General features: G+C 45.5%; 27 protein-coding genes, 1 pseudogene and 1 other annotated feature. Of the genes and pseudogenes, 13 read left to right on the top strand and 15 right to left on the bottom strand.

Features of this window, described 5'->3' with window-relative positions:
- Positions 1-53: 53 nt before the first annotated feature.
- The gene (locus BQ5375_RS02045; protein ID WP_022133018.1) at positions 54-1,127 is read right to left on the bottom strand and encodes a M42 family metallopeptidase; all 1,074 of its coding nucleotides are present in this window, start codon (positions 1,125-1,127) and stop codon (positions 54-56) included.
- Between the two features lie 534 nt (positions 1,128-1,661).
- Between BQ5375_RS02045 and brnQ the strand changes: the two genes are divergently transcribed.
- A complete protein-coding gene (gene brnQ / locus BQ5375_RS02040; protein ID WP_022133019.1) occupies positions 1,662-2,990 on the top strand; it encodes a branched-chain amino acid transport system II carrier protein in 1,329 nt (442 codons plus the stop codon).
- A gap of 42 nt (positions 2,991-3,032) precedes the next feature.
- On the opposite strand, the gene BQ5375_RS02035 is transcribed toward brnQ, so the two are convergent.
- Genes BQ5375_RS02035 through yqeC form a run of 3 tightly spaced genes read right to left on the bottom strand, consistent with a single transcriptional unit; the run spans position 3,033 to position 5,653 of the window.
- Complete coding sequence (locus tag BQ5375_RS02035) at positions 3,033-4,076, bottom strand: XdhC family protein (protein ID WP_076917337.1); 1,044 nt, start codon at positions 4,074-4,076, stop codon at positions 3,033-3,035.
- Positions 4,077-4,091: 15 nt separating this feature from the next.
- Positions 4,092-4,883, bottom strand: a complete 792-nt coding sequence (yqeB, locus tag BQ5375_RS02030) for a selenium-dependent molybdenum cofactor biosynthesis protein YqeB (protein WP_022133022.1) — start codon at positions 4,881-4,883, stop codon at positions 4,092-4,094.
- A 14-nt stretch (positions 4,884-4,897) separates the two neighbouring features.
- Entirely contained in the window at positions 4,898-5,653 is a 756-nt protein-coding gene (gene yqeC, locus BQ5375_RS02025) for a selenium cofactor biosynthesis protein YqeC (protein ID WP_022133023.1), read from the bottom strand.
- Between the two features lie 165 nt (positions 5,654-5,818).
- Here yqeC and BQ5375_RS02020 point away from each other — a divergent pair, with 165 nt between their 5' ends.
- From BQ5375_RS02020 to BQ5375_RS02010, 3 genes are all read left to right on the top strand, one after another.
- Positions 5,819-6,187, top strand: a complete 369-nt coding sequence (locus BQ5375_RS02020) for a winged helix-turn-helix domain-containing protein (protein ID WP_022133024.1) — start codon at positions 5,819-5,821, stop codon at positions 6,185-6,187.
- 33 nt (positions 6,188-6,220) lie between these two features.
- Positions 6,221-6,799 (top strand): pyruvate kinase alpha/beta domain-containing protein, encoded by a 579-nt coding sequence (locus BQ5375_RS02015; protein WP_022133025.1) that lies wholly within the window; start codon positions 6,221-6,223, stop codon positions 6,797-6,799.
- Between the two features lie 139 nt (positions 6,800-6,938).
- Positions 6,939-7,880, top strand: coding sequence for a DMT family transporter (locus BQ5375_RS02010; protein ID WP_022133026.1), 942 nt, complete (start codon positions 6,939-6,941; stop codon positions 7,878-7,880).
- A 41-nt stretch (positions 7,881-7,921) separates the two neighbouring features.
- Here BQ5375_RS02010 and BQ5375_RS02005 read toward each other — a convergent pair whose 3' ends face one another.
- Genes BQ5375_RS02005 through BQ5375_RS01985 form a run of 5 tightly spaced genes read right to left on the bottom strand, consistent with a single transcriptional unit; the run spans position 7,922 to position 10,795 of the window.
- The gene (locus BQ5375_RS02005) at positions 7,922-8,305 is read right to left on the bottom strand and encodes a hypothetical protein (RefSeq protein WP_022133027.1); all 384 of its coding nucleotides are present in this window, start codon (positions 8,303-8,305) and stop codon (positions 7,922-7,924) included.
- A gap of 33 nt (positions 8,306-8,338) precedes the next feature.
- Complete coding sequence (locus tag BQ5375_RS02000) at positions 8,339-8,533, bottom strand: hypothetical protein (protein ID WP_022133028.1); 195 nt, start codon at positions 8,531-8,533, stop codon at positions 8,339-8,341.
- A 26-nt stretch (positions 8,534-8,559) separates the two neighbouring features.
- On the bottom strand, positions 8,560-8,757 hold the full coding sequence (locus BQ5375_RS01995) for a hypothetical protein (RefSeq protein WP_022133029.1): 198 nt from the start codon (positions 8,755-8,757) through the stop codon (positions 8,560-8,562).
- A 45-nt stretch (positions 8,758-8,802) separates the two neighbouring features.
- A complete protein-coding gene (locus BQ5375_RS01990) occupies positions 8,803-9,144 on the bottom strand; it encodes a hypothetical protein (protein WP_022133030.1) in 342 nt (113 codons plus the stop codon).
- 31 nt (positions 9,145-9,175) lie between these two features.
- A complete protein-coding gene (locus tag BQ5375_RS01985; RefSeq protein ID WP_022133031.1) occupies positions 9,176-10,795 on the bottom strand; it encodes a hypothetical protein in 1,620 nt (539 codons plus the stop codon).
- A 124-nt stretch (positions 10,796-10,919) separates the two neighbouring features.
- Between BQ5375_RS01985 and BQ5375_RS01980 the strand changes: the two genes are divergently transcribed.
- A complete protein-coding gene (locus tag BQ5375_RS01980; RefSeq protein ID WP_022133032.1) occupies positions 10,920-11,363 on the top strand; it encodes a GNAT family N-acetyltransferase in 444 nt (147 codons plus the stop codon).
- Between the two features lie 49 nt (positions 11,364-11,412).
- Here BQ5375_RS01980 and pyrE read toward each other — a convergent pair whose 3' ends face one another.
- A complete protein-coding gene (pyrE, locus tag BQ5375_RS01975; protein ID WP_022133033.1) occupies positions 11,413-12,075 on the bottom strand; it encodes an orotate phosphoribosyltransferase in 663 nt (220 codons plus the stop codon).
- A gap of 299 nt (positions 12,076-12,374) precedes the next feature.
- Positions 12,375-12,641, top strand: a binding site (T-box leader).
- A gap of 74 nt (positions 12,642-12,715) precedes the next feature.
- On the opposite strand from pyrE, the gene BQ5375_RS01970 reads away from it, so the two are divergent.
- From BQ5375_RS01970 to BQ5375_RS01955, 4 genes are all read left to right on the top strand, one after another.
- Positions 12,716-13,450, top strand: coding sequence for a methionine ABC transporter ATP-binding protein (locus BQ5375_RS01970; protein ID WP_022133034.1), 735 nt, complete (start codon positions 12,716-12,718; stop codon positions 13,448-13,450).
- A gap of 17 nt (positions 13,451-13,467) precedes the next feature.
- On the top strand, positions 13,468-14,124 hold the full coding sequence (locus BQ5375_RS01965) for a methionine ABC transporter permease (protein ID WP_022133035.1): 657 nt from the start codon (positions 13,468-13,470) through the stop codon (positions 14,122-14,124).
- Between the two features lie 75 nt (positions 14,125-14,199).
- Entirely contained in the window at positions 14,200-15,030 is an 831-nt protein-coding gene (locus BQ5375_RS01960) for a MetQ/NlpA family ABC transporter substrate-binding protein (RefSeq protein ID WP_022133036.1), read from the top strand.
- Positions 15,031-15,063: 33 nt separating this feature from the next.
- A complete protein-coding gene (locus BQ5375_RS01955) occupies positions 15,064-15,726 on the top strand; it encodes a B3/B4 domain-containing protein (protein ID WP_022133037.1) in 663 nt (220 codons plus the stop codon).
- Positions 15,727-15,781: 55 nt separating this feature from the next.
- Here BQ5375_RS01955 and BQ5375_RS01950 read toward each other — a convergent pair whose 3' ends face one another.
- Together BQ5375_RS01950 and BQ5375_RS01945 are read right to left on the bottom strand one after the other, a co-directional pair.
- Positions 15,782-16,363, bottom strand: a complete 582-nt coding sequence (locus tag BQ5375_RS01950; protein ID WP_022133038.1) for a chromate transporter — start codon at positions 16,361-16,363, stop codon at positions 15,782-15,784.
- A gap of 3 nt (positions 16,364-16,366) precedes the next feature.
- Entirely contained in the window at positions 16,367-16,939 is a 573-nt protein-coding gene (locus tag BQ5375_RS01945; protein WP_022133039.1) for a chromate transporter, read from the bottom strand.
- A 193-nt stretch (positions 16,940-17,132) separates the two neighbouring features.
- Between BQ5375_RS01945 and BQ5375_RS01940 the strand changes: the two genes are divergently transcribed.
- Together BQ5375_RS01940 and BQ5375_RS01935 are read left to right on the top strand one after the other, a co-directional pair.
- On the top strand, positions 17,133-18,587 hold the full coding sequence (locus BQ5375_RS01940) for an MBOAT family O-acyltransferase (protein ID WP_022133040.1): 1,455 nt from the start codon (positions 17,133-17,135) through the stop codon (positions 18,585-18,587).
- A 13-nt stretch (positions 18,588-18,600) separates the two neighbouring features.
- The gene (locus BQ5375_RS01935) at positions 18,601-19,980 is read left to right on the top strand and encodes an alginate O-acetyltransferase AlgX-related protein (RefSeq protein ID WP_022133041.1); all 1,380 of its coding nucleotides are present in this window, start codon (positions 18,601-18,603) and stop codon (positions 19,978-19,980) included.
- Positions 19,981-20,025: 45 nt separating this feature from the next.
- Here BQ5375_RS01935 and BQ5375_RS01930 read toward each other — a convergent pair whose 3' ends face one another.
- The 3 genes and pseudogenes from BQ5375_RS01930 to BQ5375_RS01925 form a co-directional block, all read right to left on the bottom strand.
- Positions 20,026-20,922, bottom strand: coding sequence for a hypothetical protein (locus tag BQ5375_RS01930; protein ID WP_022133042.1), 897 nt, complete (start codon positions 20,920-20,922; stop codon positions 20,026-20,028).
- 5 nt (positions 20,923-20,927) lie between these two features.
- A complete protein-coding gene (locus BQ5375_RS14450; RefSeq protein ID WP_235849970.1) occupies positions 20,928-21,323 on the bottom strand; it encodes a GNAT family N-acetyltransferase in 396 nt (131 codons plus the stop codon).
- Positions 21,324-21,386: 63 nt separating this feature from the next.
- A pseudogene (locus BQ5375_RS01925) lies at positions 21,387-22,283 on the bottom strand (carbon-nitrogen hydrolase family protein); the annotation flags it as partial.
- 144 nt (positions 22,284-22,427) lie between these two features.
- On the opposite strand from BQ5375_RS01925, the gene yabP reads away from it, so the two are divergent.
- Positions 22,428-22,712, top strand: coding sequence for a sporulation protein YabP (gene yabP / locus BQ5375_RS01920; RefSeq protein ID WP_022133044.1), 285 nt, complete (start codon positions 22,428-22,430; stop codon positions 22,710-22,712).
- Positions 22,713-23,234, top strand: coding sequence for a spore cortex biosynthesis protein YabQ (yabQ, locus tag BQ5375_RS01915; protein ID WP_022133045.1), 522 nt, complete (start codon positions 22,713-22,715; stop codon positions 23,232-23,234). It abuts the gene before it with no gap.
- The last annotated feature ends 12 nt before the right edge of the window (positions 23,235-23,246 follow it).

The following is a 23,246-nucleotide window of genomic DNA, read 5'->3' as shown; positions in this document are numbered from 1 at the left end:
CCCCGAGGAATTTCCTCGGGGATTTTCAGCTTTTTAAGAGATGAAGATATTGTCTAGAAAGATTTGATTGTCTCGTCATTGAGGCGTTTGATGATTTCAACAGCCAGTTTTACGCTGTTGTTGTAGTCAGCCATGCATGCGAATCCATGGTGAGAATGGATGTAACGAACCGGAACACCGATGATGATGACCGGAACACCACCGTTGGACAGATGGATTGGACCACCGTTTGTGCCGCCGCCGGAACGAACCGATTCCTGAACCGGGATACCAAGTTCACGACCAAGTTCCAGAGCAAAACGCTGGAAACGAGGATTGGTTACCATGGATTTGTCGAAGTGACGGAGCATTGGACCTTTTTTCATTGCGGTCTGGATGAAGTAATCTGGATTGAAGGTGTCATCAGCAGGGCAGCCTTCGAAACAGATTGCGATGTCAGGTTTTACAACGTCACGGGTAACAAATGCGCCGCGTTCGCCGATTTCTTCCTGAGAGGACAGAACGCCGACAACATCAACACCCAGATCTTCGTTTTTCAGATCTTTCATGGTGTCCAGAACAGCTGCGCAGCCAAGGCGGTTGTCAAATGCTTTACCCAGCATGACATCGTTGCTTTCATCGTACTCGAAGGTTACGTCTGGAACAACTGGTGCACCGATGTGGATGTTGTATACTTTCTCGGTTTCTTCTTTGGAGGTAGAACCGATATCGATTACCATATCAGCGATGGTTGGGCAGGCATTTTTCTGTGCAGCGGAGAGGAAGTGAACTGGTGTGCTGGCAACAATACCGGAAACCCATCTGCCATCATAGGTCTGTACTTTTACTTTGTGAGCTGGAACGGTGTAGTTGGACCAGCCGCCCAAAGGAAGGAACTGCAGGGTTCCGTTTGGTTTGATTGCCTGAACGATAAAGCTAACTTCGTCGCTGTGTGCATCAACCATAACAACTGGTTTTTTGCCAGCATTTTTTTCTGGTGTGATGTAAACGTTGAGGTTGCAGTCGTGTCTTACCGAACCAAGAGCTTCGTCCTGTGCAAATTTTTCTGCAATTTCAACAACCTGGTCTTCAAAGCCGCAAGCGCCGTATGCGTTGGAAAGTTGTTCAATCAATTTTAAAGAATTCATTTTACATGACCTCCCTTTTTGGAACTGTATTAACGGAAAGTATCGTTAAAACAGAAAATAAGCTTTAAAAAGTAATGTAAATACTTTTAATTTATCGAAAACAGTATATCACAACCCTTTGGATAGTGCAAGAACAGGAAAAAACAAAGGAAAAAATGATACTGAACAAATCGAATATTTTCAGCGAATGAATTTGTAAATTATCACAGCTTTCTTTGCACGAAAAAGAGGAAGAGATTCTTTTTTCGTGCAAATCCTATAAAAATGGTCCGATATATTTTATATGGAGAGATTAAATTTTTAAGGAAAAGATTGACAGTGAAGAATAAAGGAAAAAACAGGTTTGTTTTAATCTATTATCTAAAAAGTACTTTAAAGTAAGTACGCGTATTCGTAATAAAGAAAGAGCAATTTAATATAAAAAATCACTAAATATTTTTCCTAATAAATAAAAAATATTGACAATATGTATAAGGCATAATAAGATAATCGCAAATACCATAATTTTTTTGAAGAAATGGAAGTGACGCAAAAATGAAGCAAAAACTGGGAACCATGCAGATGATCTACGTTTCCTGTATGTTGTTTTCCATCTTTTTTGGAGCGGGCAATATGATCTTCCCACCAAATTTGGGTCAGCAGGCAGGAACACAGGCAGCTGTTGCGCTGTTGGGCTTTATTATCACCGATGCAGGTCTTGCCGTTTTGGGAATTTTGGCAGTAGTTATTGCCGGAAACAGCATGAACGACCTGATTGGCAAAGCCGGAAAAAAGATCGGAATCTTCTTGACCGCAGCGATTTATCTTTTGCTGGGGCCTCTGTTTGCGCTCCCAAGAACCGGTTCTGTTTCGTTTGAGATCGGTGTAACTCCGTTTCTGCCGGAAGGAACCAGTACCTTTTTACCGATGTTCCTTTATACAGGAATCTTTTTTGCCCTTACTTATTTCTTTTCGCTCAAACCTACCAAGATTATTGATATTGTAGGCAAGGTTATGACACCTCTCCTGCTGCTTTCCATCCTGATTATCTTTGTGGCAGCCGTTATAAATCCACTGGGAGAGATTCAGCAGACTTCGGTCAATTATGCAAATGGACCATTTGTAGAAGGATTGCTTCAGGGATATCTGGCACTGGATGGATTTGCTGCCCCGGTATTTGCTATTATTATCATCGACAGTTTCCGTCAGCGCGGGATTTCCAATCGAAAGGAAATCATCCGCAACACCGCTATTGTTGGTGTGATTGCGATTGTTCTGCTCTGTCTGGTTTACAGTGCTCTGTGTTTTATCGGTGCACAGACTTCTGGTATGGAACCATTCGCAAACGGTGGCGTTCTGTTAAACTTTGCAGTTTATCAGCTGTTTGGAAAATGGGGTAATCTGATTCTTGGTTCTGCGGTGGTTCTGGCATGTATGACCACTTCGATTGGTCTGACCACTTCTTTTGGAGAATATTTTTCTAAAATGTTCCCGCGTTTTTCTTATAAGAGCATCGTAACCGTTGTAACCCTGTTTACTTGGCTAATCTCCAACGTGGGCCTTCAGATGCTTCTGGATACAGTTCTGCCAATTCTGGTAATCCTCTATCCACTGTTGATCGTGCTGGTAATCCTTTCCTTCTTTGATCGATTCTGGAAAGGAAAAACAGAAGTTTATGTATGCAGCATGGTATTTACGCTGGCGTTTTCTATCTTTGATGGATTCAAAACACTTGGATGGTCGTTGGGCGGACTGACGGAACAGGTCATGAAACTTCCGCTTGCTTCCCTTGGAATCGGATGGATTATCCCGGCAGCCATTGGTCTTGTGGTTGGATTAAGTCCTCTGGGAAAAGCCATCGGCAAAAAACTGAGAAATTCATAAAAAGAAAAATCCGGTCATTTGACCGGATTTTTTTGTGGAACATTAGTCGACAAGACAGATGAAAACATCTGCACTGCCGCCGCAGATCATGCCGTCTTCTTTGGCACTCTGATTGTCCATCAGGAAGGTCTGGAAAACCGGGGTATGGTCTCGATTCAGGCATAGGTTTCGCGCTGTCTGGATAACATCGTATTCGATTTTTCCACCGCCGATGGTGCCACAGATCATGCCATTTTGATCCACCGCCATCTTGGAGCCGGCACCGCGCGGGATAGAACCGGATTTACGAACAATCATGCAGAAGGCAACCGGACCTTCTGCTTTGTCGATTGCATCAAAGACAGGGTCTTCCAAAGAGGAATCTGGGAGACGGGTGTTTTTGACTTCGATGATCTGCGCCATGATGCTTACCGAAATTTCTTCCGGTGTCTGCGCGTGGATAGGGAGCCCGATCGGACTGAATACACGGTCAATCTGCTGCTGAGTAAATCCGTCTTCCAACAGAGACTGATGAACCAATGCTACCTTGCGGCGGCTGCCGATCATACCGAGATAGGCACAGGGCTGCTGTGCAAGAAGATAGGACAGGCAGGTGTAATCGTGCTGGTGACCGCGGGTGACGATGACATAATAGGTGCTGTTGTCGCAGGGAAGCTGCGGCAAAGCCTTGTCAAAGGGCAGGCAGAGAGTGGCAGCTTTAGGAAAGCGGGATGGGTTGCAAAACTCTTCGCGTTCATCCACAACGGTGACCGAAAATCCCAGCATGACAGCCAGCTGATAAACAAAGTAGGAGACATGACCTCCGCCCAGCAAAATAAGTTGTGGCTTTGGGGCAAGATGCTCGACAAAGATACTGTGCCCCTGAAAGGAAATGGTGGCAGGAAGCTGCTGGTCTGGGGTCAGCTGCTGGAAAAAATCATCCCAGAAAGCGGCAAGGGAAGGTGACTGTGGAATTGGATGAACCGATGCAAAAAAGGCCTTTTCTCCAATCTTTTGTGGGTCAGGAGAGTTGGTGATCAGGGCGAACAGACCGCCGCGGCACTGGCGGGAAACTTCCATCATGGAGCGAAAAAATGATTGACTCATAACAACAGTCCTTTCTTATCGGTTTTGCAGTCCAAGGTGCAGAATCGCTTCCAGCACGCCGCCTCCGACCGCTCTTGCCTTGTCAGATACAGTAAAGCAATGTTCATAGCAGCCACGCGGGTCGATGTCGCCGGATTTCATTCCTGCTTTAACCGGAACATTATCCTGAAGCAGTCCACGGACAATGCCGTCAATCTGAGCAGTTACCGGCTGGTCATCGACCAGTGCAACAGTTTGTCCTGCTTTGACAATGTCGCCGATTGCAAGAATTGGATGGAAGATTCCATCACAGGGAGCACGCAGCAGACGCTCGACAGTATACCCGCCGATCTCTCCAGGGATACCAGTATTTTTGGAAGCACACCCCTGATAGATACAACGTCCTAGGTCATGTCCGCGCTGTGTCTCAATGACACAGTGGCAATCCTGTGGGACTGAGAATCCAGGACCGACTCCAATGACCACAGGAGCTTGTGTGGGGTCGGTGGAGAGGTTTTTCTTTGCTAGGATGGAATCGACTACTGCATCGAAATGAATGGATTTAAGGACCTCACAGCGGGAATCTATCAATACAGGAATTTCGTCTCGCTGCAAAACAGAAGGAATTTGTGCAAAGTCCAAAATCAGTCTGGCAGTGATGTTTTCGACAACAGCACTTCCCTCATAAACAGCGCGGGAAAAAGCAACCGAGCGGCGCACTGTGGTGGGAATGGCAATTTCGGTCATGACAACCTGCATGCCGGCATTTTTTAAACGAACAGCGATACCGGTGGCAATATCACCGGCACCTTTAATCAATATGAGCATGGAAAAGGTTCCTTTCAGAGTTTGGTGGGATCGATGATCTTATCCTGATGCAGTGAGGTAAACGCAACAGGGAAAGACGCATGGGATAAGCGCAGGGAAGAAAGAATTTGCTGTGCCATAGAGATTCTTTCCAAAGTATCGCATTTATTCAGCACAAGCGAAAAGGCTTTGGAATGATCCACACATTTTTGATATCCCAGAGGGCTTACAATTACCTCTGCCATCATCTGAGGTGTCAAAATGTCCTGGGGAGAGCAGCCTAAAATAGCACAGACCTGTTCAGGACGATGACAGCGCTGTAAAATGGGAACACCGGCAGCGTCCATACCGGCTACGCCGACGATATGCTTGGTATGAGCGAGAATGACCGGTTCATGTTCAGCAGGAGCTTTAAAGGGAAGATGTCTTGCTCCGTCCGCTTCGATGAGTACAATGTCGGCAAGTGTTTCTGCCTGAGCGAAAAATTGATCGGAAGGTGCCGAAAATTTCTGAGGGTTTTGGGATTTTTTGGCACAGGTAACGACACGGTAGCGGGCAAGCAGTTTCTGAATCTGCACAAAATCGAGAGTTTGAGCTTCCTCTTCCAGCACGACCCAGGGCGGAACTGGATGCAGAGCAGCAATATGGGTAGTGGTTGTACAGAGAACCGTTTTACCTTCCCTGCAAAATTCATCGGCAAGATGTGCGATGACAGAGGTTTTTCCGCCGCCGCCGATTACCGAAATGATCCCGCGTTCAGGAAGAGATAACAGTTGTTTTAACGGTGACATTTTGTTTCCCACTACCTTTCTTTCATCAATTCTTTTTTCATTGTATCATAATCGATGGATTTTTTCTATCGGAGAATGGTATCCAGATATGCTCTTTGAAGCAAAAGAGGATGAAAAGAAACAGATTTTGTGATATAATGGAAGAAATTTGAGGGGGTGGGAAGGATGGAATCCAAACAGCCACTGGAATATAAATTGCAGGTAAGGATCTGCCGTGGAGAGAAATTTTTTGGTCCCGGAGTGGCACAGCTGATGCAGCTGATTGACCAGCATCACTCCCTGCACAAGGCAACCGAGGAGATGCACATTGCGTACAGCAAAGCATGGCGGATTCTCAAGGAAGCACAGAAAAATATCGGCTTTGAGATCATCCACAAAACGGTGGGAGGTTCAGGTGGTGGCGGCTCGGTCCTGACCGAAGAGGGGAGAGAATATCTCCAACGCTATCTTGCCTTTGAGCAGGAACTTCGAAAAGAAGCCGACCGATTGTTTCAAAAATATTTTCTGGATTTTGAACATCCGGATGAAAAATAATCTGCACTGTAACAGAGAACAGGAGGAAGCTTTATGACCATTTTTGAAAAGACAGGCCCTGTCAACACCGAAGAGACCTTGAACATTGCCCTGAAAACGGCAAAGGAGAGAAACCTTGACATTGTAGTTGCTTCCAGCGAAGGTGACACAGCACTGAGTCTGATGCAGAAAGCAAAGGAAGCAGGATTTGCCGGAAAGATTGTCTGTGTCAGCTGTGCCTATGGCTCCAAAACACCGGGAGAAAACCGCTTTTCTCAGGAGCGCCGCACCACACTTGAGCAAAATGGTATTCGTGTCGTAACAGCAGCCCATGCGCTCAGTGGCGGTGAACGAGGACTGACCAAGATGTTTGGCAGCGTACATCCGGTGGAACTGATTGCCTATACCCTGCGCATGTTCGGACAGGGAACCAAAGTGTGTGTTGAGGTTGCTCTGATGGCTCTGGACTGCGGCAGCATCTCCTATGGAAAACCAATTGTGGCAATCGGTGGAAGCGGCAGAGGGGCGGATACAGCCTGTGTGCTCACTCCCGGTTATACCGCAAACCTGATGGAAACCAAAATCCATGAGATTTTGTGCAAACCATCCCTGATGACAGAAGAACCGAGATAGACAATTAAAAATGAGAACGGCGGCGCCAGGAACGGAAAACAGCGCCGCCGTTTTTGTGTGCAAAATCTTCTGGAATTTTGTAGAGTTTTATATTATAATTTAAAAATATGACATCTATCTTCAGAGAGGAACTCTTATCATGAATGCACTTGAAAAAAGAAACAATGTTGTGGGAACGGTCTGCATTATCCTTGCAACTCTGTGTTGGGGACTTTCCGGATGTTCCGGGCAGTATCTGCTGCACGATCTTTCCCTCCCGACCCCCGTTGTGCTCTGTATCCGGCAGGTCAGCGCAGGACTGATCCTGATTGTACTGGATAAACTGTTTCGGCAGAAAGGAAAGGATACACAGCCGCGTCCATCTATCTGGAAATCCAAACAGGACTGCAAAACTCTTCTTTTCTTTTCTCTGTTTGGAATCTGCCTGACACAGTTTAGCTTTTTTATGGCGATCTATTATGCCGATTCCGGAACAGCTACCGTTTTGCAGTATCTTTCCACCATCATTATTTTGATTGTAACCTGTATTCAGCAAAGGATCTTCCCAAAGAGAGAAGAACTTCTGGCAATCCTTGCGGCGGTTGCAGGTACCTTTGTGATCAGTACGGGCGGACGATTCAATCAGCTTGCAATCTCCGGACATGCATTGTTTTTCGGGATTGTCTGTGCGCTGGCTTATTCCACCTATACCCTCGTTCCTGGGCAGATCGTGCGGACATACGGGTCAAAATATATCGTGGGCAGGGGAATGCTGATCAGCGGAATCTTTCTTTCGATTTTTGTACGTCCATGGACCTATCATCTGGAATTGTCCGGACAGGTTCTGCTGGGATTCTGCGGATTGATTCTGATTGGAACAGCAGCCGGTTCCACCCTTTACCATTTTGGAGCATCCCTGCTGCCGCCGGTAAAAGCGGGAATTATCGCAAACTTTGACCCGGTTTCATCGGTTATTTTGACCGCAGTTTTGCTTGGTACAAAGTTTACAGCAGCAGATTTGGTCGGTTTTGTTCTGATTATCAGTGCTGTGTTCCTGTTAAATCTTTACTGGATCAAAAAGCCATCGCCAAAGCAGGAATAATGAAACAGAAAAAAGCTGTCGAATTAGTACGACAGCTTTTTTTACGCAATTTTTGAACCGAAGAAATGAGACAATAAAATCAGTATTCCTGTTATCAAAAGATGCAGTGCGATATTGGGAAGGGTAAAGTTATAGGTGTTGGAAACTTCCCCATATTCCAGAAGATAACGGCAGAGAAAACCAATCATGGTCATCGATAGAGCAATCAAAATCGATTTCGTTATTTTCTTAGAGAAAATAATCTCCATAATTTTACCAAGATAAACGCAGGAGATACAGACGGTAAACAGGTTAAGCAGTGTAATCTGGAGCGGAAAAGCTTTGGTCAGGTTGATAACGGGAAAGGCGCAGCAACCAATAAAAACAAACCATGCACACACAAAGAGGAAAAAGCCTTTCTTATGGGATAAAACAAATGAGCTCATTCTCACTCCTCCTTTGTAATAAGAACAAGATGATTATTTCTGTCTGTTTTTGTAGCGGATCAAATTAACCACAAAGGCTATGCACCAAAGTAGGGCACAGAGTGTATTTAAAAACTGCAGGAGCGGGTTAGAGTACGGAATCGTAAAATGCAGAACAGCATTGATGATCCAGACAACAGCAGCAGTACCGCATAAAATAACAGAAATGAGGCTTACATATTTTTTCATTCTGACTCCTCCTTTAGGCAGGAGAACTACTGATTTTTATCCTCATGATACTGAATCAGGTTTGTCACAAACAGGTAGCCGCAGAGAACGGCAAATCCAACACTAACCCATGTAACAAGACCGATTGAACGGGAAAAAATGTCAAACAGAGCATTGATTCCCCAGATCAGGGCGGTAATTCCCCACAGAAGGATGGACAAGAATGGAGTTGATGTTTTTTTCATAAAATACACCTCAAAGAATAGATTGTGTTTTAGCGTAAGACAAAATTAAAACAAAATGATGGTTACTCCATCGTTCTGCCGACCGTAATCGATGTCCGTTTTAAGCTGCGGACAAATCTCGATGGCTTTTCGTCCGTCTTCGGTAAAGGGGGTAAAATCTTCCCCTTTGACAAAATGGCGGATCATGCCGGAGCGCTTGCGCTCAGCACACAGCTTTAAGCAGGCAGCCTTGATGGCGCCGCCTTTGCCGGAAGAACCATAGCCGTGGATTACCTTTAAGGCGCGGCAGCGGGAGCATTTGGCAAGGCGAATTTCCTGACTTAAGCGGACAGAAGCCTCGGAAGCAAGCGGAAAGTTTCGTTCGAGATTGACGGTTTTGCAGATCAAGAAAAGACACTCCTTTGGGGACGGTTTAAGATTAAACAAAGCAGAAAAAGATGGCGGAAGCCCAAAATGGAATATAACATCCAAGCACAATGTCGCGGTCATTGAGCGCGATCAAAATTTTCATCAAAAGGAAATGCAGTACCAGCATCACGCCGTAGACCAGACAGCAAAAGGCAGCAGTATTTCCAAGCAAGATGGAGAATACCAGAAGCAGGAAAATCATCGGTAACAGAAAAACAGCGTACAAGGCAACACGAAGCGGGAGATTATCCTTCGGTTTCAGTGGCTCCTCCAGTCTTAAGAACAGGTAGATCAGCAGCACAGAGGCTGCACAGATCAGTAAAGCAGTGGCGTTAGAGGCATAGCCCGAGAACGTCCAAGGATAAAAAAGCCACAGGTAAAACAACATCAGCAATATCAAACCGATTTCCAGTCCAGAGCAGAACAACGTCCGCTTCCAGGAGGTTTTGAGTGGCTTAAAACGGTGAAGGACCGAAATACCAAACAGCTTAGAAAACAGAATAATACAGCCCAGCAGACACAGCAGTGTGAAGGCAAGGGTCAAAAACAGTGGAGAATCGCCGTTCTTGCAGAAAATCCAAAGAATCGGGCAGGCAATTAATGCGCATACCCAGCTAAGCACCAAAATCCCAAACAGTTTTCCCTTTTTCTCTGGGGTGAACGGGGAAGGGATGCCGTAGGAGATGGACGGCGCGTATTTTGGCGCAATCAGTACACCGCAGCCAAGGCAGACAAACAGGAAGATTCCCGCTGCAAACAATAGAATATTGCGCAGACGAGGAAGAAAGCTGTGCCGCAAAATGGTTTGACCGGTTGTTTGATTGATAAAGCTTGTCAGCTCATAGATGGTCTGATAATGGGTCGGTACCAGCGGATGAAAGCTTGCATCGGTGATGGAAAGAGAGACATCATTTCGGCTGGCGTGATATACCCCACCGACATGGATGATGGTGTCGGTGGAAAACTTGTTGTACAAGAGGGTCATCTGGTAGGGGGAGGCAATGTTGTCCCCGTTGGAAGTGTACAAAAGCATGGGTTGACGCACCATATCAGGGGAAAGGGAATTGATCCAGTCACTCTGATTTTGATAGTTGCCGTCAACGATGATGGCATCGTCAACGTGCTGGGTGTTGAGGGTTGGAGCGATCAGCGCAGCAGCTTTTGCGGTTTTGCTGCCATAGACGATCTCATCTAGCAGCGTGTCCGCACCTTCATGAAAGCCAATCCAGACCTGCTGGTCTTCTGCTATGCCGCTCTGCGCAGTCAATTCCTGTACTGCAGTTTCAAAAAAGGAGACTTGCGTTTCGGGCAGAAAATAGGGGAATTCGGGATTTTTGGCGACCAGCACCGGATAACCGGAGTCCAGCAGCTCACGCAGGATGGCTTTGTGAGCAAACCCATCTTTTGGACAGCAGAGCAAAAAGGCAGTGTCACCTTCTCCCGGATAGAACGAAGCTTCGAGCTCGGATGGTCCGCTTTCTGAAGAAGCGGAATAGGAAATCTTCTGCGGTTTTGCAACAAAAACAGGGTCAAGCAAAAGCAGACCTATCAGTGAAAAAACGAGCAGAATCAGCGCAGCAATCAGAACATGTTGGGGAGTAAGGTATTTTTTCAAAAGGGAACGGCTCATCAAAAAACCACCTTTCTGCTGATTGATTATGTTTTATTATACATCGGAAAAACAGGTGGTGCAAGGCTGGGATTTTTGTGATATGATTCTTTTGAGAAAAAAGGTAAAGGGAGGAGTTTCACAAATGCAGATCAGCTTCCAACCGATTAAACCGGAGGATGTGGAAAAAATCTTTCAACTTCAAAAAGAACTGATTGAGCGGTACGAGGACTTAAGCAGTATCGACTGTGAAAAGGTGTTTGCGTGGTGTAAAAAGAAGATTCAGATTACCATGCAGGATTACCGGAGAATCATGGTGGAGAAAGAACTGGCAGGCTATTTTGCGCTTCACAAGGAAGATTCCGGGGAGTGGGAACTGGATGACCTGTACCTCTTCCCACAGTTTCAAAATCAGGGAATCGGCACACAGGTGGTGCGTGATATCATCGAGCAGACAGCTCCTCAACCGCTGATGCTTTATGTGTTTACTCAAAATACCGGTGCAGTAAGGCTGTATGAACGGCTGGGATTTGTGTTTTCCCAGGAAGTGGGAACAACCAGAGTGATTCTTCGATACCACAGAACATAAAAAAACCAGCACAGAGAATCTGTGCTGGTTTTTAGTGCATAAAGAGAAATTACAGGATGCAGTACTGCTCCATGTATTTTTCCATGTTTGCCAGAACCGAAGCGTATTCTGGTTTTTCTTTGAGGTATTCATAGATATCTGCTACGGTAATGATTGCATGAACGTTGATGCCAAACTGTTCTTTTACTTCCATAACAGCGGTCTTGCCTGGGTTCTGACCAACCTCGCAGCGGTTTACCGAGATGAACATATCTGGAATAGTTACTTTTGCAGCGTTCTGCAGAATCGGAACGGTTTCACGAACTGCGGTTCCAGCGGTGATAACGTCCTCGATGATGATGATGCGGTCGCCGTCTTTTGGCTGATAGCCAACCAGGTTGCCGCCTTCACCGTGGTCTTTTGCTTCTTTACGGTTAAAGAAGTATGGTTTGTCCACGTTGTATTCTCTTGCAAGAGCGCCTGCTGCAGAAGTTGCAAGCGGAATACCCTTGTATGCAGGACCAAACATTGCGTCAAAGTTTTCGCCGCAGTGTTCCATGATGCACTGAGCATAGAATTTACCCAGAGTGGAAATCTGAGCGCCGGTTTTGTAGTTTCCGGTGTTTACAAAGTATGGGGAGAGTCTGCCGCTTTTTGTTTTAAACTCGCCAAAACGCAGAACGTCTGCGCTCATCATAAATTCGATGAATTCTTTTTTCGATGCAGAAATCATGATGCAACATCCTTTACATAAATCGTTTTGAGCCGGTAGTTAAAACCGGTTTCTTCTTCTCTAGTTTACCACAGCTTAGGGTAGTCCTCAACTGTTTCTCATAAAAAACAGGAAAGTTTTTGCGAAAAGATTCTGATTTTTTAAATAAGAAAGAATGAGAAAAACAAAGAATTTTGGATGGATTTTGATGGAATTTTCTAAAAAATTATGAAATATAAACAAAAATCATTCAAAATATTCTGAATTATTCTCCTTGACTTAACGTGCTAAAGCGATTATAATAGGGTTCAATATCAGAAAAAAAGACGTTGAAGAGAAGAGTAGGTAAATGAAACCTTTCCAGAGAATCCCGGTAGCTGAGAAGGGATGAGGTAATTTGTTTACTGAAGATGGTCTCGGAGTTGCGCGCTGAGTTGGGATTTCCCATTTAGGTTGCGACGGTTTCGCCCGTTACAGCGATAAGGCATAATCAGATTTTATTCTGCCGTGCCTGATGAGGCTTATTCCGTAAGGAATGGGCAAACTGAGGTGGTACCACGAAGCTGTTATAAGCTCTCGTCCTCGGAAGATTTTCCGGGGATGAGAGCTTTTTTGTTTGTATTAAAAACCTCAACTCGGAGCAAAGCATGAGGTGACAGGAATGATAAGAATTAAAAATCTATCCAAGACATTTGATAAAAGCTGCAACGTGGATGCACTCAAAAATGTGAATCTCTCGATTGAAGCTGGAGATGTCTGTGGAGTGATCGGAATGAGCGGTGCGGGTAAAAGCACATTGCTTCGCTGTATTGCCATGCTGGAAACACCAAGCAGCGGCAGCATTGAGATCGACGGCAGGGACATCTTTTCGCTGAAAGGCAAAGAACTTCTTGACCTAAAAAAGAGTCTTGGTGTTGTTTTTCAGGGGTATAACCTTCTGATGCAGCGCAGCATCCGCCAAAACATTGCGTTTCCGCTGGAGCTTATCAAAATGCCAAAAGACCAGATTGCAAAACGGGTGGATGAGCTGCTTAGTCTGGTGGGACTTTCGGACAAAGCGGAGGAGTATCCCTCTCAGCTTTCAGGCGGGCAGCGCCAGCGAGTTGCAATTGCAAGGGCGCTGGCAAGTAATCCAAAGGTTTTGCTGTGTGATGAACCGACCAGTGCGCTCGACCCGCTGACCACCCGCTCGATTTTAAAGCTGCTGCGGGAGATTAACCACACATTAGGTGTGACCATTGTGATTATCACTCATGAAATCGGCGTGGTCAGAAGCATCTGCAACAAGGTTGCGGTAATCGACGCCGGTGAGATTGCGGAAAGCGGACTAACCAAAGAGGTATTTGCAGCGCCTCAGTCACAGGCTGCAAAACAGCTTTTGGACAATGATTTTTAAAGGGAGGCAGAAAGGTCATGACAGAAAATATTGCGATGCTTTTACAGGGAATGTGGGAAACGTTATATATGACCATTGCCTCGGTTGTGTTTTCTTATCTGCTGGGGCTGCCGCTGGGTGTGCTGTTTGTTTCAACTTCTGCACATGGAATTGCTCCCCGCAAAAAACTGCACACCGTTTTGGGCTGGATCATTGATATCGGGCGCTCCATCCCATTTATCATCCTGATTGTGGAGCTGATTCCGGTGACCAGAGCGATTGTGGGAAAGGTCATCGGACCTACTGCAGCGATTGTTCCGCTGGTCATCGCGGCAACACCGTTTGTGGCACGAATGGTGGAAACCTCACTGGAAGAGGTCGACCATGGAGTTGTGGAAGCAGCCAAAACGATGGGCGCAACCGGCTGGGAGATTATCACCAAAGTATTGCTGCCGGAATCGGTTCCTTCCCTGCTTCGGGGAATGTCGATTACAACCATTACGCTGATCGGTTACTCGGCAATGGCGGGCGCGGTGGGAGCCGGCGGTTTAGGTGACATTGCAATCCGCTATGGCATGCACCGCTATGATGTGGCGATGATGAATGTCACTTTGGTTTTAATCATCGTGATCGTTGCAGTCATTCAGTTTGCATTTAATAAAACTGCACGCAGAATTGACAAACGCCTCCGTTAATTGCAAAAAGATTTAACAGAAACAAAAGATAGACAAGAAAATAAAAAAAGAGTATGATGAAAAGAGGTTTTTATAATGAAATTAAGAAAATTTGTGGTATCTTTCCTGGCTTGTTCGATTGCACTCTCTCTGGCAGTTGGTCTGACCGGCTGCGGTGCTCAAAAACAGGGTCCTGTTAAGGAAGGCTCTATTGTAGTGGGAGCATCACCTTCTCCACATGCACAGATTCTGGAGGCAGTGAGCGAACAGCTTGCACAGAAAGGTTATCAGCTGGAAATCAAGGAATTTACCGATTATATCATGCCAAACACTGCTTTAGAGGATGGGGAGCTGGACGCAAACTTTTTCCAGCATCAGCCGTATCTCACCGACTTTAATGAGAAAAACGGAACTAAACTGGTTTCTGCGGCAGCAATCCACTTTGAGCCGCTGGGAATCTACGGCGGAAAAACCGCAGACCTTGCAGATTTACCGGAAGGCGCACAGATTGCAGTTCCAAACGACACTACCAACGAAGCAAGAGCACTCTGGCTGCTTCAGGCACAGGGCATCATCGAGGTAGATGAGCAGGCAGGTCTGGAAGCGACCAAGCAGGACATTACCTCCAATCCGAAAAATGTTGAGATTGTTGAGATGGAAGCAGCTCAGCTGCCAAGAGCACTTGCCGATGTCGATTTTGCAGTTATCAACGGAAACTATGCGGTAGCGGCAGAGATTGCAGATCAGGTTCTTGTAACAGAGGATAAGGATTCGGAAGCTGCAAAACAGTATGCCAATATCGTGGCAGTTCGGGAAGGCGACGAAAACAGAGAGGATATCAAGGCTCTGGTCGAAGCGCTCCAGTCCGATGAGGTTAAGGCATATATCGAGGAAACCTTCGGTTCTACTGTAATCCCAGTTTTTTAAGGAAAGGTGCCGACAGAAAGGAAGCATCTGTTTATGCAAAACATTCAGATTGACCGCAAGCTCAAAGAAAAATGGAATCAGACAGTTCTGGGATGTATCCAGTGCAGTGTAGAGGTGACGGACAGTCCAAAGGAGCTGCTTGATGAAATAGAAGAAGTATCCCAGCAGCTTATCTCTTCCATGCAGATTGAAGATATCAAATCGCGGGAACACATTGCACAGACCAGAGCCTGCTGTAAGGCGCTGGGCAAGGACGTGAAACGTTACCGCAATTCTGCCGAAGCGATGAATCGTCGAATCCTGCAGGGAAAGGGACTGTATCACATCAACAATGTGGTGGAAGTCAACAACCTGATTTCGGTCAAGACCGGATATTCGTTGGGAACTTATGACCTTGACTGTTTGCAGGGAGAAATCTGCTGGACAGTGACCGGTGAAGGGATTCACTATCAGGGAATCGGCAAGGAAGCGGTCAACATCGAATTCCTGCCAGTTTTGCAGGATGAGCTCGGATATTTTGGAAATCCAAACAGCGACAACACCCGCGCCATGATTACCGAACGCACCAAAAAGATTTTGCTGTGTGTTTATGGATTTGGCGGCAGGGCAGATCTGGATGAGGTGCTCTGTGATGCAAAGAGAGCACTGGAATGTTATTGCAGTGCAAAAGATATTGAAATAAGTGTGATCGAATAGAAAAACGCGGTGCCCAAATTTTGGGCACCGCGTTTTTGCATGATGTTATGATGTTTTATCCGGCATACCTTACACCAGAAAGCAGGTATAAAATAAGTCCCAGTACACCAGCACCCAACATGACATAGATGGGGTTGAGTTTCCATTTTCTCAAGGCAAACAGTGCACAGACAAACAAAAAGGCACCGATCCAGTCGATGGAGGAAAGGCTCAGCGAAATGTTGCCGCTGTCCCACAGACACAAAATCAGGATGGATAATCCGGCAGAGGCGATCATTGCAACGACCGCCGGGCGAAGTCCGCCCAGAACACCCTGAACCACCGAAAGATTGCGATAGCGAAAATATACCCAGGCGAGGGTCAGAACGATGACACAGGAAGGAAAGACACATCCCAGTGTTGCAACAATTGCACCAGGCAGTCCGGCAATCTGGATGCCAACGAAGGTGGCAGAGTTGATCGCAATCGGACCAGGAGTCATCTGGGAGATGGTGATGATGTCTACAAACTCCTGCATGGTAAGCCAGTTGTTTAGTTCTACCACCTGATGCTGGATGAGCGGCATGGCAGCATAACCGCCGCCGACACTGAACAGACCGATCTGGAAAAAGCTCCAGAATAATTTGAGATAAATCATGTCTTAGGCACCTGCCTTTCCGTTGCGTTCATCGTGCAGGGTTGCAAGCAGTCCGATTACCGCACAAACTAAAATAATCAGGATAACGTTGACGTCAAATACAACGGATGCCAGAAAGGAAGCAAACATAATAAAAATAGGAAGAATCTTTTTCTTCTTTAAAATATCCCATCCCATGCTGATAACTACATCCGCGATGACAGCAGCAACACCTGCCTGCATGCCGCGCAGGACCAAAGCTACAATCAGGCTGTTCTGAAAGGCAGTATAGGCAAGGGAGATGACAGACAGAATAATCAGCGGAGGCAAAACAGTTCCGGCAACGGTGACCATTGCTCCTACAAAGCCGGCGAGCCGATACCCGATCAGGATGGAAGCGTTAACAGCAATGGCACCTGGGGCAGACTGAGCAATCGCAGTGAGGTCAAGCATTTCCTCCTCTTCAATCCAGTGAAACTGCTCCACAAACTTTTTTCGCATCAATGGGATGATGACATACCCTCCGCCAAAGGTAAAGGCACTGAGATAGAAGGTGGAGGTAAACAGTTTTCGGTAAAAAGCGAGATCTTTTTTCAATCAATCCTCATCTCCTCATACAATTCTATCTGCCATTATAGAAGAATTTACAGGGAATGTCGAGAGGATTTTGGCAGGATTTTAAGAAAGTGCAGTAAGAAAACAGGAGAATTTGTCAAAAAAATTGACGGGACAAAGTAAAAATAGTATGATAAAAAGGTTCAATCTGTAAATGGAAAGGAGAAAAAAAGAGATGGCTTTTACCAGCTCTATTTTTTTGTTTGTATTTTTTCCGATTTGTCTGCTTGGATTTTTTCTGGCACATGCAGTGGAAAAGGTCGGTTCTGTTTTTAAGAAACTTCGTCTGTCCGATCTGTTTTTGGTCGGAATTGGGCTGATTTTTTATGGCTGGGCATCGTTTGATGGCATTTTCTGGATGGTCGGCATGATTTTTCTGGTTTTCCTGCTGGGAAAACTCATCGAAAAAGTTCCTCAGAAAACGCCGGCCAGACTGCTTGCAGTGCTGTGCAGCGTCCTTGTGGTAACACTAGCCCTGATTTACTTTAAATATACCGGATTTTTGGTTACAACCATAAATCAGATTTTTTCCTTCTCTCTATCGGTTAAAAGCATTGCGGCACCTTTGGGAGTATCCTTTATCACCTTTTCGGCGATCTCCTATTTTGTGGACATCTACCGCCAGGATGCCAAGGCAGGAAACTTACTGGATGCAGCACTGTATCTGAGCTTTTTTCCAAAGGTGATTTCCGGACCGATTGCTCTGTGGAAGGATTTTTCGGTGCAGATCTGCTGGGCAGACAGAAAGCTTGACACCGAGAATTTTTTGTGGGGATTAAACCGGATGATTCTGGGTTTTGCCAAAAAGGTCATCCTTGCCGATGTGTTTGGGTTGCTTATTTCCCAGATCAGCGGCAATATGTCCGGCGGCATTGATATCATCACAGCATGGGGGATGGCGTTTTTATACATGCTGCAAATCTACTATGATTTTTCCGGATACTCGGATATTGCGCTGGGACTTTCGGCGCTGTTTGGCATCCGCTTAAAGGAAAATTTCTGCTTTCCTTATCTCTCACAGTCTATTGGAGAATTCTGGCGTCGGTGGCACATTTCGCTGGGAACCTGGTTTCGCGAATACATCTATATCCCGCTGGGAGGAAACCGAAAAGGAAAAAACAGAACGTTTGTCAATCTGTTCATCGTTTTTCTGGTTACCGGTATTTGGCATGGAGCAGGCTGGAATTATATACTTTGGGGTGTAATTAACGGTGTGTTCTCTGTGCTGGAACGAATGAGCAAGAATAAGACTTGGTATCAAAAGACACCGGCAGTGATCAAATGGGCGGTGACCATGTCAATCGTGCTGCTCAGCTGGCAGGTATTCCGTTTAAGCAGCATGAGCGAAATCGGACAGTATTTCCAGATTTTGTTTGGTGTTGTCCATTTTGATACTGTCAACTTTACCTGGCAGTATTATTTTGACTTGCGCATGGTTTTCCTGATGATAGTTGGTACGGTGGGAGCAATTTTGCCGGGACTTTCTCCGGTGCAGAATTGCTGGAACAGGATTTCAAAAAACAAGGCAGTATTTTGTATCTCGCAGGTTCTGCTGCTGGGTCTTGGTGTACTTGCGGTGATGTTCATGATTAACTCTACCTACAGTCCCTTTATTTACTTCCAGTATTAAGGAGGATAAAGATATGAAAAAATTACAGATAGTATTTATCACACTCTTCTTTGTCCTGCTTCTTTTGCCGATCGCCTTTTTTAACTGGGAAGAAAATGTGGTGTCCGAGATCGACAACCGACAGCTCACCAACAATCCGTTTGGAGAAAATCGTACGCCTGGGGCAGACCTTACCTCTCAGCTGGAAAGCTACGTTCAGGATAGAATCGGTTTTCGTGATGAAATGATTTTAAATTACACCGTCTTGAATGATAAACTGTTTCACAAGATGATTCACCCGCTGTATGAATACGGCAAAGACGGTTATGTTTTTTCCAAGCAGAAGGCAAATATTAAGCTTACTGATTATCACATTGCGTTTGCGGATATGCTTGCGGAGATTCAGAACTACTGTGAGCAGCGGGATGTACCGTTTCTGTTTGTGTTTGACCCCGAAAAAGCAGCGGTTTATACCGATGAGCTCCATGAAGGAATCAATTATGACAACAGCTGGGTGCAGCAGTTTGAACAGGAGCTTGAGAAACGCGGGGTACATTATATCGACAATACCCAGCTGATGAAGGATAAAAGGGAAGAGGGAGAACAGGTATTCAATAAGATGTACAATGCCGGTCATTGGAACGACTTGGGTGCATTTTATGGAATCAATAACGTTTTGGAAGAGCTGTCCAAAAATTTCCCGCAGATTACGCCGAATGAATTGAGCGACTTTGTGGTAGAGGAAAAGCTCAACGAAACGCTGCCATCCTCTCAGTTCCCGATCCATGAGTATGAGCCGATTTTCGGAAGAACCTGTCCGCTGGAAGTAAAGACAGAGGAGTACGAATCGGAAGTAAAAAGAAATTCCCAGCACCGGGGCTTTGGATACTATGTAAATCCTGAAAATAAGGAAGCTGGAGTTCCAAAAACACTGGTCTTTCAGGGAAGCTACCTTAATGAAATGGGATTTAAGTTTTTGCAGACCGGATTGGGAGAATATATCCATGTCCACAATTATGAGAATGTTTTAAACTTTGCTTACTATTTTAATATTTTCCAGCCAGAATGTGTTGTAGTGGAAGCAGCAGAATATACCATCAACCCTACCTACTTTAATGAGGAAAACCTGAAGAACTTTTCACTCAATCCAAAGCTGGATGAATTAAGTGCCGAACAGCAAGAGGATTTATCTGTTATTTCTCCGGATATAGAGGAAGGACAGACACTTGCCACAGTTTCGGTCCAGTTGCCACAGGAGACAGAGTATGCTTATCTCTTGTGCGGGGATACGGTGTATGATCTCTTAAAAGAAGAGGATGGATACGCCGCTTCACTGGAAAAAGAGCAGCTTGATCGGGAGAATATCTCGGTTATCACTGTGGATTCTCAAGGACAAAAGATATGGTATCGCTAAAATAAAAAAAGGAGCCATTTGGCTCCTTTTTTTATTTTTGGTTTATTAGTTTAACGGAGGGGTTTGAGTTGGAAGACTGGAAAAAAGCTCGCTATAGTTTTGAGAAAAACTGTCAGGCAGACAGTAGTAGTCATCACCAATGCTGATAAGCCCAAGTTCCGGCAAAAGGTACATCGAGTAATAGGTGTTGTCTGGCAGGGTAACATGCAGCTGATAAGATTTTCCTTCCGACTGTGCGGATGCGATCTGTTCATAATCGGAGGAAGCAAGTTCAGCCGCTGTACTTGTTGAGATAATTTCCAGCATTGCTTTTGCATCCTCACTGTCCAGAGAGGAAAAAGTTGTATTTCCGATATGATTGAGGATATCGCAGCCAGTTGCAGTGGTACTGAGTTTGGAATGCTCAAAGAAATAATCAGGTTCAATCGTTGTGTTGTCAGTTTTGCCGACCAGCTCGGCAAGATAAGACTGATCGTCCAGCTTTACAATCAGGCGAAATGCCGGGTCATAATCAGGGTGAGCATACAGTTTGCCACCTACAGCAAAGGAAGCAGAAAATTCCTTATCACTGACACTTTGTCCGCTTGCCATTCCGGCAACAATATCATATTCCAGTGTGCCAAGCTCGTCACCGAGGGTAAGGGAGGAAAAATCAAAGCTTTTTCCGTCTTCCACAAAAGCGTAGCGGAAACCGTTATAGTTTAAAAATTTGCGCATTCCAACAGGGGCATCTGCAGAAGGCTGGGATTGTGGCTGATGGGTGTTTTCTTCTGTAGAAGATGACATAGGAGTATCTTCTTCGGCAGTTGGTTCGGCAGCAATCGAGCGGGAAACGGGTTTGTTTTCCACATCAATTTCAGAAACTTTGACGTCTTTGTTGCATCCGGAGAGGGCAATCAGTAGAGAAAGAGACAGTGATACCAAAAGCAAACTTTTTTTCATAAAGGTTACTCCCTTCGTGTTTTCCTCCATTCCATCAAAAACTCGTTGAAATTTTGATTGGACTGCGTTTTTTCGGACAGGATACAAAATCCGCAGTGCTGATAAAATGTGATGGCGGAGGTGTTTTTCTGATAGACCGATAATTGCAGGAAAGGATGATTTTCCTGTGCAGAGCGGATGAGAGCAAGACCATAGCCTTTGCCCTGGTGTGCTTTATCGACAAACAATCCTTCCACATAATTTTGGTTCATGCCTAAAAACCCAACGACCCGTTCATCTTCGGTCAGGACAGTGATGTCAGAATCTGAGATTGCTGTGCGCACTTCATCCAGATGTTCTTTCCAAAAGGATGGGTCGATAAAATGGTGTGCATCGAGGTTTCCATTTAGCCAGATTTTCATGATGTCATCCATATCCTGCGGATGCATGGCACGGATGTGTACAGATGGGACAGTGATTGGCTGACGGACAAACGGAGGCTCCACTTTTGGACTGAGTAATGCCGAATAGGTGTTTACCTTCCGGTAAGCGTTGCCCCAAACCTCGTTTTGACGAAAACTGCGGATGAGATCAAGGTCAAATTCGACCAAAGAGATCTCTTCCTTTTCTCCAAGCATACGGAGGGTTCGGTCCTGATATCTTCCGTTTTCATCAAAGAAGACAGGGTCGAAAGCACAGGATTGTCCCCAACCTTGTCGATCTAGGGATGGATCGGACGGATAGTTTGCCATCGCAACACCAACCATATTTTCCATCGCGCGGGTGGAAAGCTGGGAGAGTCTTGCAGGGTTCATGTCGCAGGCGTTGGGAACCAATATGATTTCGGCTCCATTCAACATCAAAATGCGGGCACTTTCCGGAAATTCCCGGTCAAAACAGATCATCAGCCCGATTTTTATCCCGTCAAACTCGCAGACAGGAAAATCTTCTCCGTTTTCCAGCAAAGCTTCCATGGAAAAGTCACAGGTGTGTACCTTGTCATATCGAAGCAGGATGTTTCCGGTTCGATCAATGAGCAAAGCAGTGTTGCGGGGTGCTTTTTTGCCGGAGAAGAGTCCGGTAAGCACCACACCGATGGAAAGTTTTTTTGCAGTATTGCAAAAGGCCTGAACAAAGGAATCGGAAGGGGTCAGAGCAAGCTCACTCCACTTCTGTCGTTCATAGACATAGTGTCGATTATCAGGGTAATTTAATGCATCAAAAAATGGTTCTGCATAGCCGGTAGACCACATTTCCGGGAAAAGAGCAAGATCAGCCCCCAGTTCTTTGGCTTTTTCCAGATAAGATATGCCAAGCTCCATGTTTTTTTCAGGGTCGTTTGGTGCTGCACTTTTTTGAATCAGGGCAACTTTTAATGTCATTTGCCTGTCCTCCTTACAATGAAAATGAAGAAGTCTTTTTATCATGAGTATAAACAATAGAAGAATCCTTGTAAAGCGTTCTATCATCGGACAGACATTCATAAAAATAAAGCGGATAATCAAAATAGAAAGGACGGCATTTTTATGAACAACAATGAAGAAAAACGCAGCACAGGAGCGCACAATCTGATTTTGGAGGAGAGAGGCAGCCTGACCGTGACCGGTGTTTCGGACATCGACAGTTTTGATGAAGAAACGGTGGTGGTATATACAGATTTGGGAGAGCTGACGGTGCGGGGAAGCGGGCTTCATATCAACAAGATTGACGTGGATGCCGGAGAACTGGAGCTGGAAGGGGAGATCGATTCGCTCAGCTATTCTGATCAGCCGGTTTCCCGGGGTGGATTTTTTGCGAGGATGTTTCGATAGATGATGACCGATGTTACTGTGGCAAAAGAAACGATGCTGTTTTTCCAGTCACTGATTCTGGGTGCCGGGTTGTCTTTGCTGTATGATGTGCTGCGCATCATCCGCAGAGAAACCCGGCATCAGGCGGTTGCAGTTTCTCTGGAGGATATTGTCTATTTTCTTGTCTGCGGGATGGTGACCTTTGGATTTATCCTGAAAGACAACAGTGGGCAGGTGCGCGGATATATCGTGGTGGGGGAAGTGATCGGTTGGATAATCTGCCATATGACTGTCGGAGAAGCAGCGGTGCGGATTTTTGTCTGGGTATTTGATCTGGTAAAAAGGATCGTATGCTTTTGGATTTCGATACTGATTTCTCCTTTTGTGTGGATTGGAAGAAGATTCTGTCGGCTTATCAGGAAGATAGAAAAACGACTTTGCATAAATTTAAAAAAAGTTATGCAAAAGGAAAAATATAACTTGAAACGAAAGCGGATGATGTTGTATAATCTAGGTAGCCGATTTAGGAAAACACGGGTATGAAGGAGGAAGATT

Origin of the sequence: Negativibacillus massiliensis (assembly GCF_900148495.1) — a bacterium.
Classification (GTDB): Bacteria; Bacillota; Clostridia; order Oscillospirales; family Ruminococcaceae; genus Negativibacillus; species Negativibacillus massiliensis.
This window is presented reverse-complemented; position numbering and strand designations above follow the sequence as displayed.

Bases quoted from the DNA above. Each gene is read 5' to 3' on its own strand.
- BQ5375_RS01985 (WP_022133031.1), bottom strand. From the start codon at position 10,795: ATGAGCCGTTCCCTTTTGAAAAAATACCTTACTCCCCAACATGTTCTG.
- yqeC (WP_022133023.1), bottom strand. From the start codon at position 5,653: ATGTCACCGTTAAAACAACTGTTATCTCTTCCTGAACGCGGGATCATT.
- yqeB (WP_022133022.1), bottom strand. From the start codon at position 4,883: ATGCTCATATTGATTAAAGGTGCCGGTGATATTGCCACCGGTATCGCT.
- BQ5375_RS01940 (WP_022133040.1), top strand. From the start codon at position 17,133: ATGGCTTTTACCAGCTCTATTTTTTTGTTTGTATTTTTTCCGATTTGT.
- BQ5375_RS01955 (WP_022133037.1), top strand. From the start codon at position 15,064: ATGCAAAACATTCAGATTGACCGCAAGCTCAAAGAAAAATGGAATCAG.
- BQ5375_RS01960 (WP_022133036.1), top strand. From the start codon at position 14,200: ATGAAATTAAGAAAATTTGTGGTATCTTTCCTGGCTTGTTCGATTGCA.
- BQ5375_RS01930 (WP_022133042.1), bottom strand. From the start codon at position 20,922: ATGAAAAAAAGTTTGCTTTTGGTATCACTGTCTCTTTCTCTACTGATT.
- BQ5375_RS01980 (WP_022133032.1), top strand. From the start codon at position 10,920: ATGCAGATCAGCTTCCAACCGATTAAACCGGAGGATGTGGAAAAAATC.
- BQ5375_RS01970 (WP_022133034.1), top strand. From the start codon at position 12,716: ATGATAAGAATTAAAAATCTATCCAAGACATTTGATAAAAGCTGCAAC.
- BQ5375_RS02010 (WP_022133026.1), top strand. From the start codon at position 6,939: ATGAATGCACTTGAAAAAAGAAACAATGTTGTGGGAACGGTCTGCATT.
- BQ5375_RS02020 (WP_022133024.1), top strand. From the start codon at position 5,819: ATGGAATCCAAACAGCCACTGGAATATAAATTGCAGGTAAGGATCTGC.
- BQ5375_RS01965 (WP_022133035.1), top strand. From the start codon at position 13,468: ATGACAGAAAATATTGCGATGCTTTTACAGGGAATGTGGGAAACGTTA.
- BQ5375_RS02000 (WP_022133028.1), bottom strand. From the start codon at position 8,533: ATGAAAAAATATGTAAGCCTCATTTCTGTTATTTTATGCGGTACTGCT.
- BQ5375_RS02035 (WP_076917337.1), bottom strand. From the start codon at position 4,076: ATGAGTCAATCATTTTTTCGCTCCATGATGGAAGTTTCCCGCCAGTGC.
- yabP (WP_022133044.1), top strand. From the start codon at position 22,428: ATGAACAACAATGAAGAAAAACGCAGCACAGGAGCGCACAATCTGATT.
- yabQ (WP_022133045.1), top strand. From the start codon at position 22,713: ATGATGACCGATGTTACTGTGGCAAAAGAAACGATGCTGTTTTTCCAG.
- BQ5375_RS14450 (WP_235849970.1), bottom strand. From the start codon at position 21,323: ATGAAAATCTGGCTAAATGGAAACCTCGATGCACACCATTTTATCGAC.
- BQ5375_RS02005 (WP_022133027.1), bottom strand. From the start codon at position 8,305: ATGAGCTCATTTGTTTTATCCCATAAGAAAGGCTTTTTCCTCTTTGTG.
- BQ5375_RS01995 (WP_022133029.1), bottom strand. From the start codon at position 8,757: ATGAAAAAAACATCAACTCCATTCTTGTCCATCCTTCTGTGGGGAATT.
- BQ5375_RS01950 (WP_022133038.1), bottom strand. From the start codon at position 16,363: ATGATTTATCTCAAATTATTCTGGAGCTTTTTCCAGATCGGTCTGTTC.
- BQ5375_RS02045 (WP_022133018.1), bottom strand. From the start codon at position 1,127: ATGAATTCTTTAAAATTGATTGAACAACTTTCCAACGCATACGGCGCT.
- brnQ (WP_022133019.1), top strand. From the start codon at position 1,662: ATGAAGCAAAAACTGGGAACCATGCAGATGATCTACGTTTCCTGTATG.
- BQ5375_RS01935 (WP_022133041.1), top strand. From the start codon at position 18,601: ATGAAAAAATTACAGATAGTATTTATCACACTCTTCTTTGTCCTGCTT.
- BQ5375_RS02015 (WP_022133025.1), top strand. From the start codon at position 6,221: ATGACCATTTTTGAAAAGACAGGCCCTGTCAACACCGAAGAGACCTTG.
- pyrE (WP_022133033.1), bottom strand. From the start codon at position 12,075: ATGATTTCTGCATCGAAAAAAGAATTCATCGAATTTATGATGAGCGCA.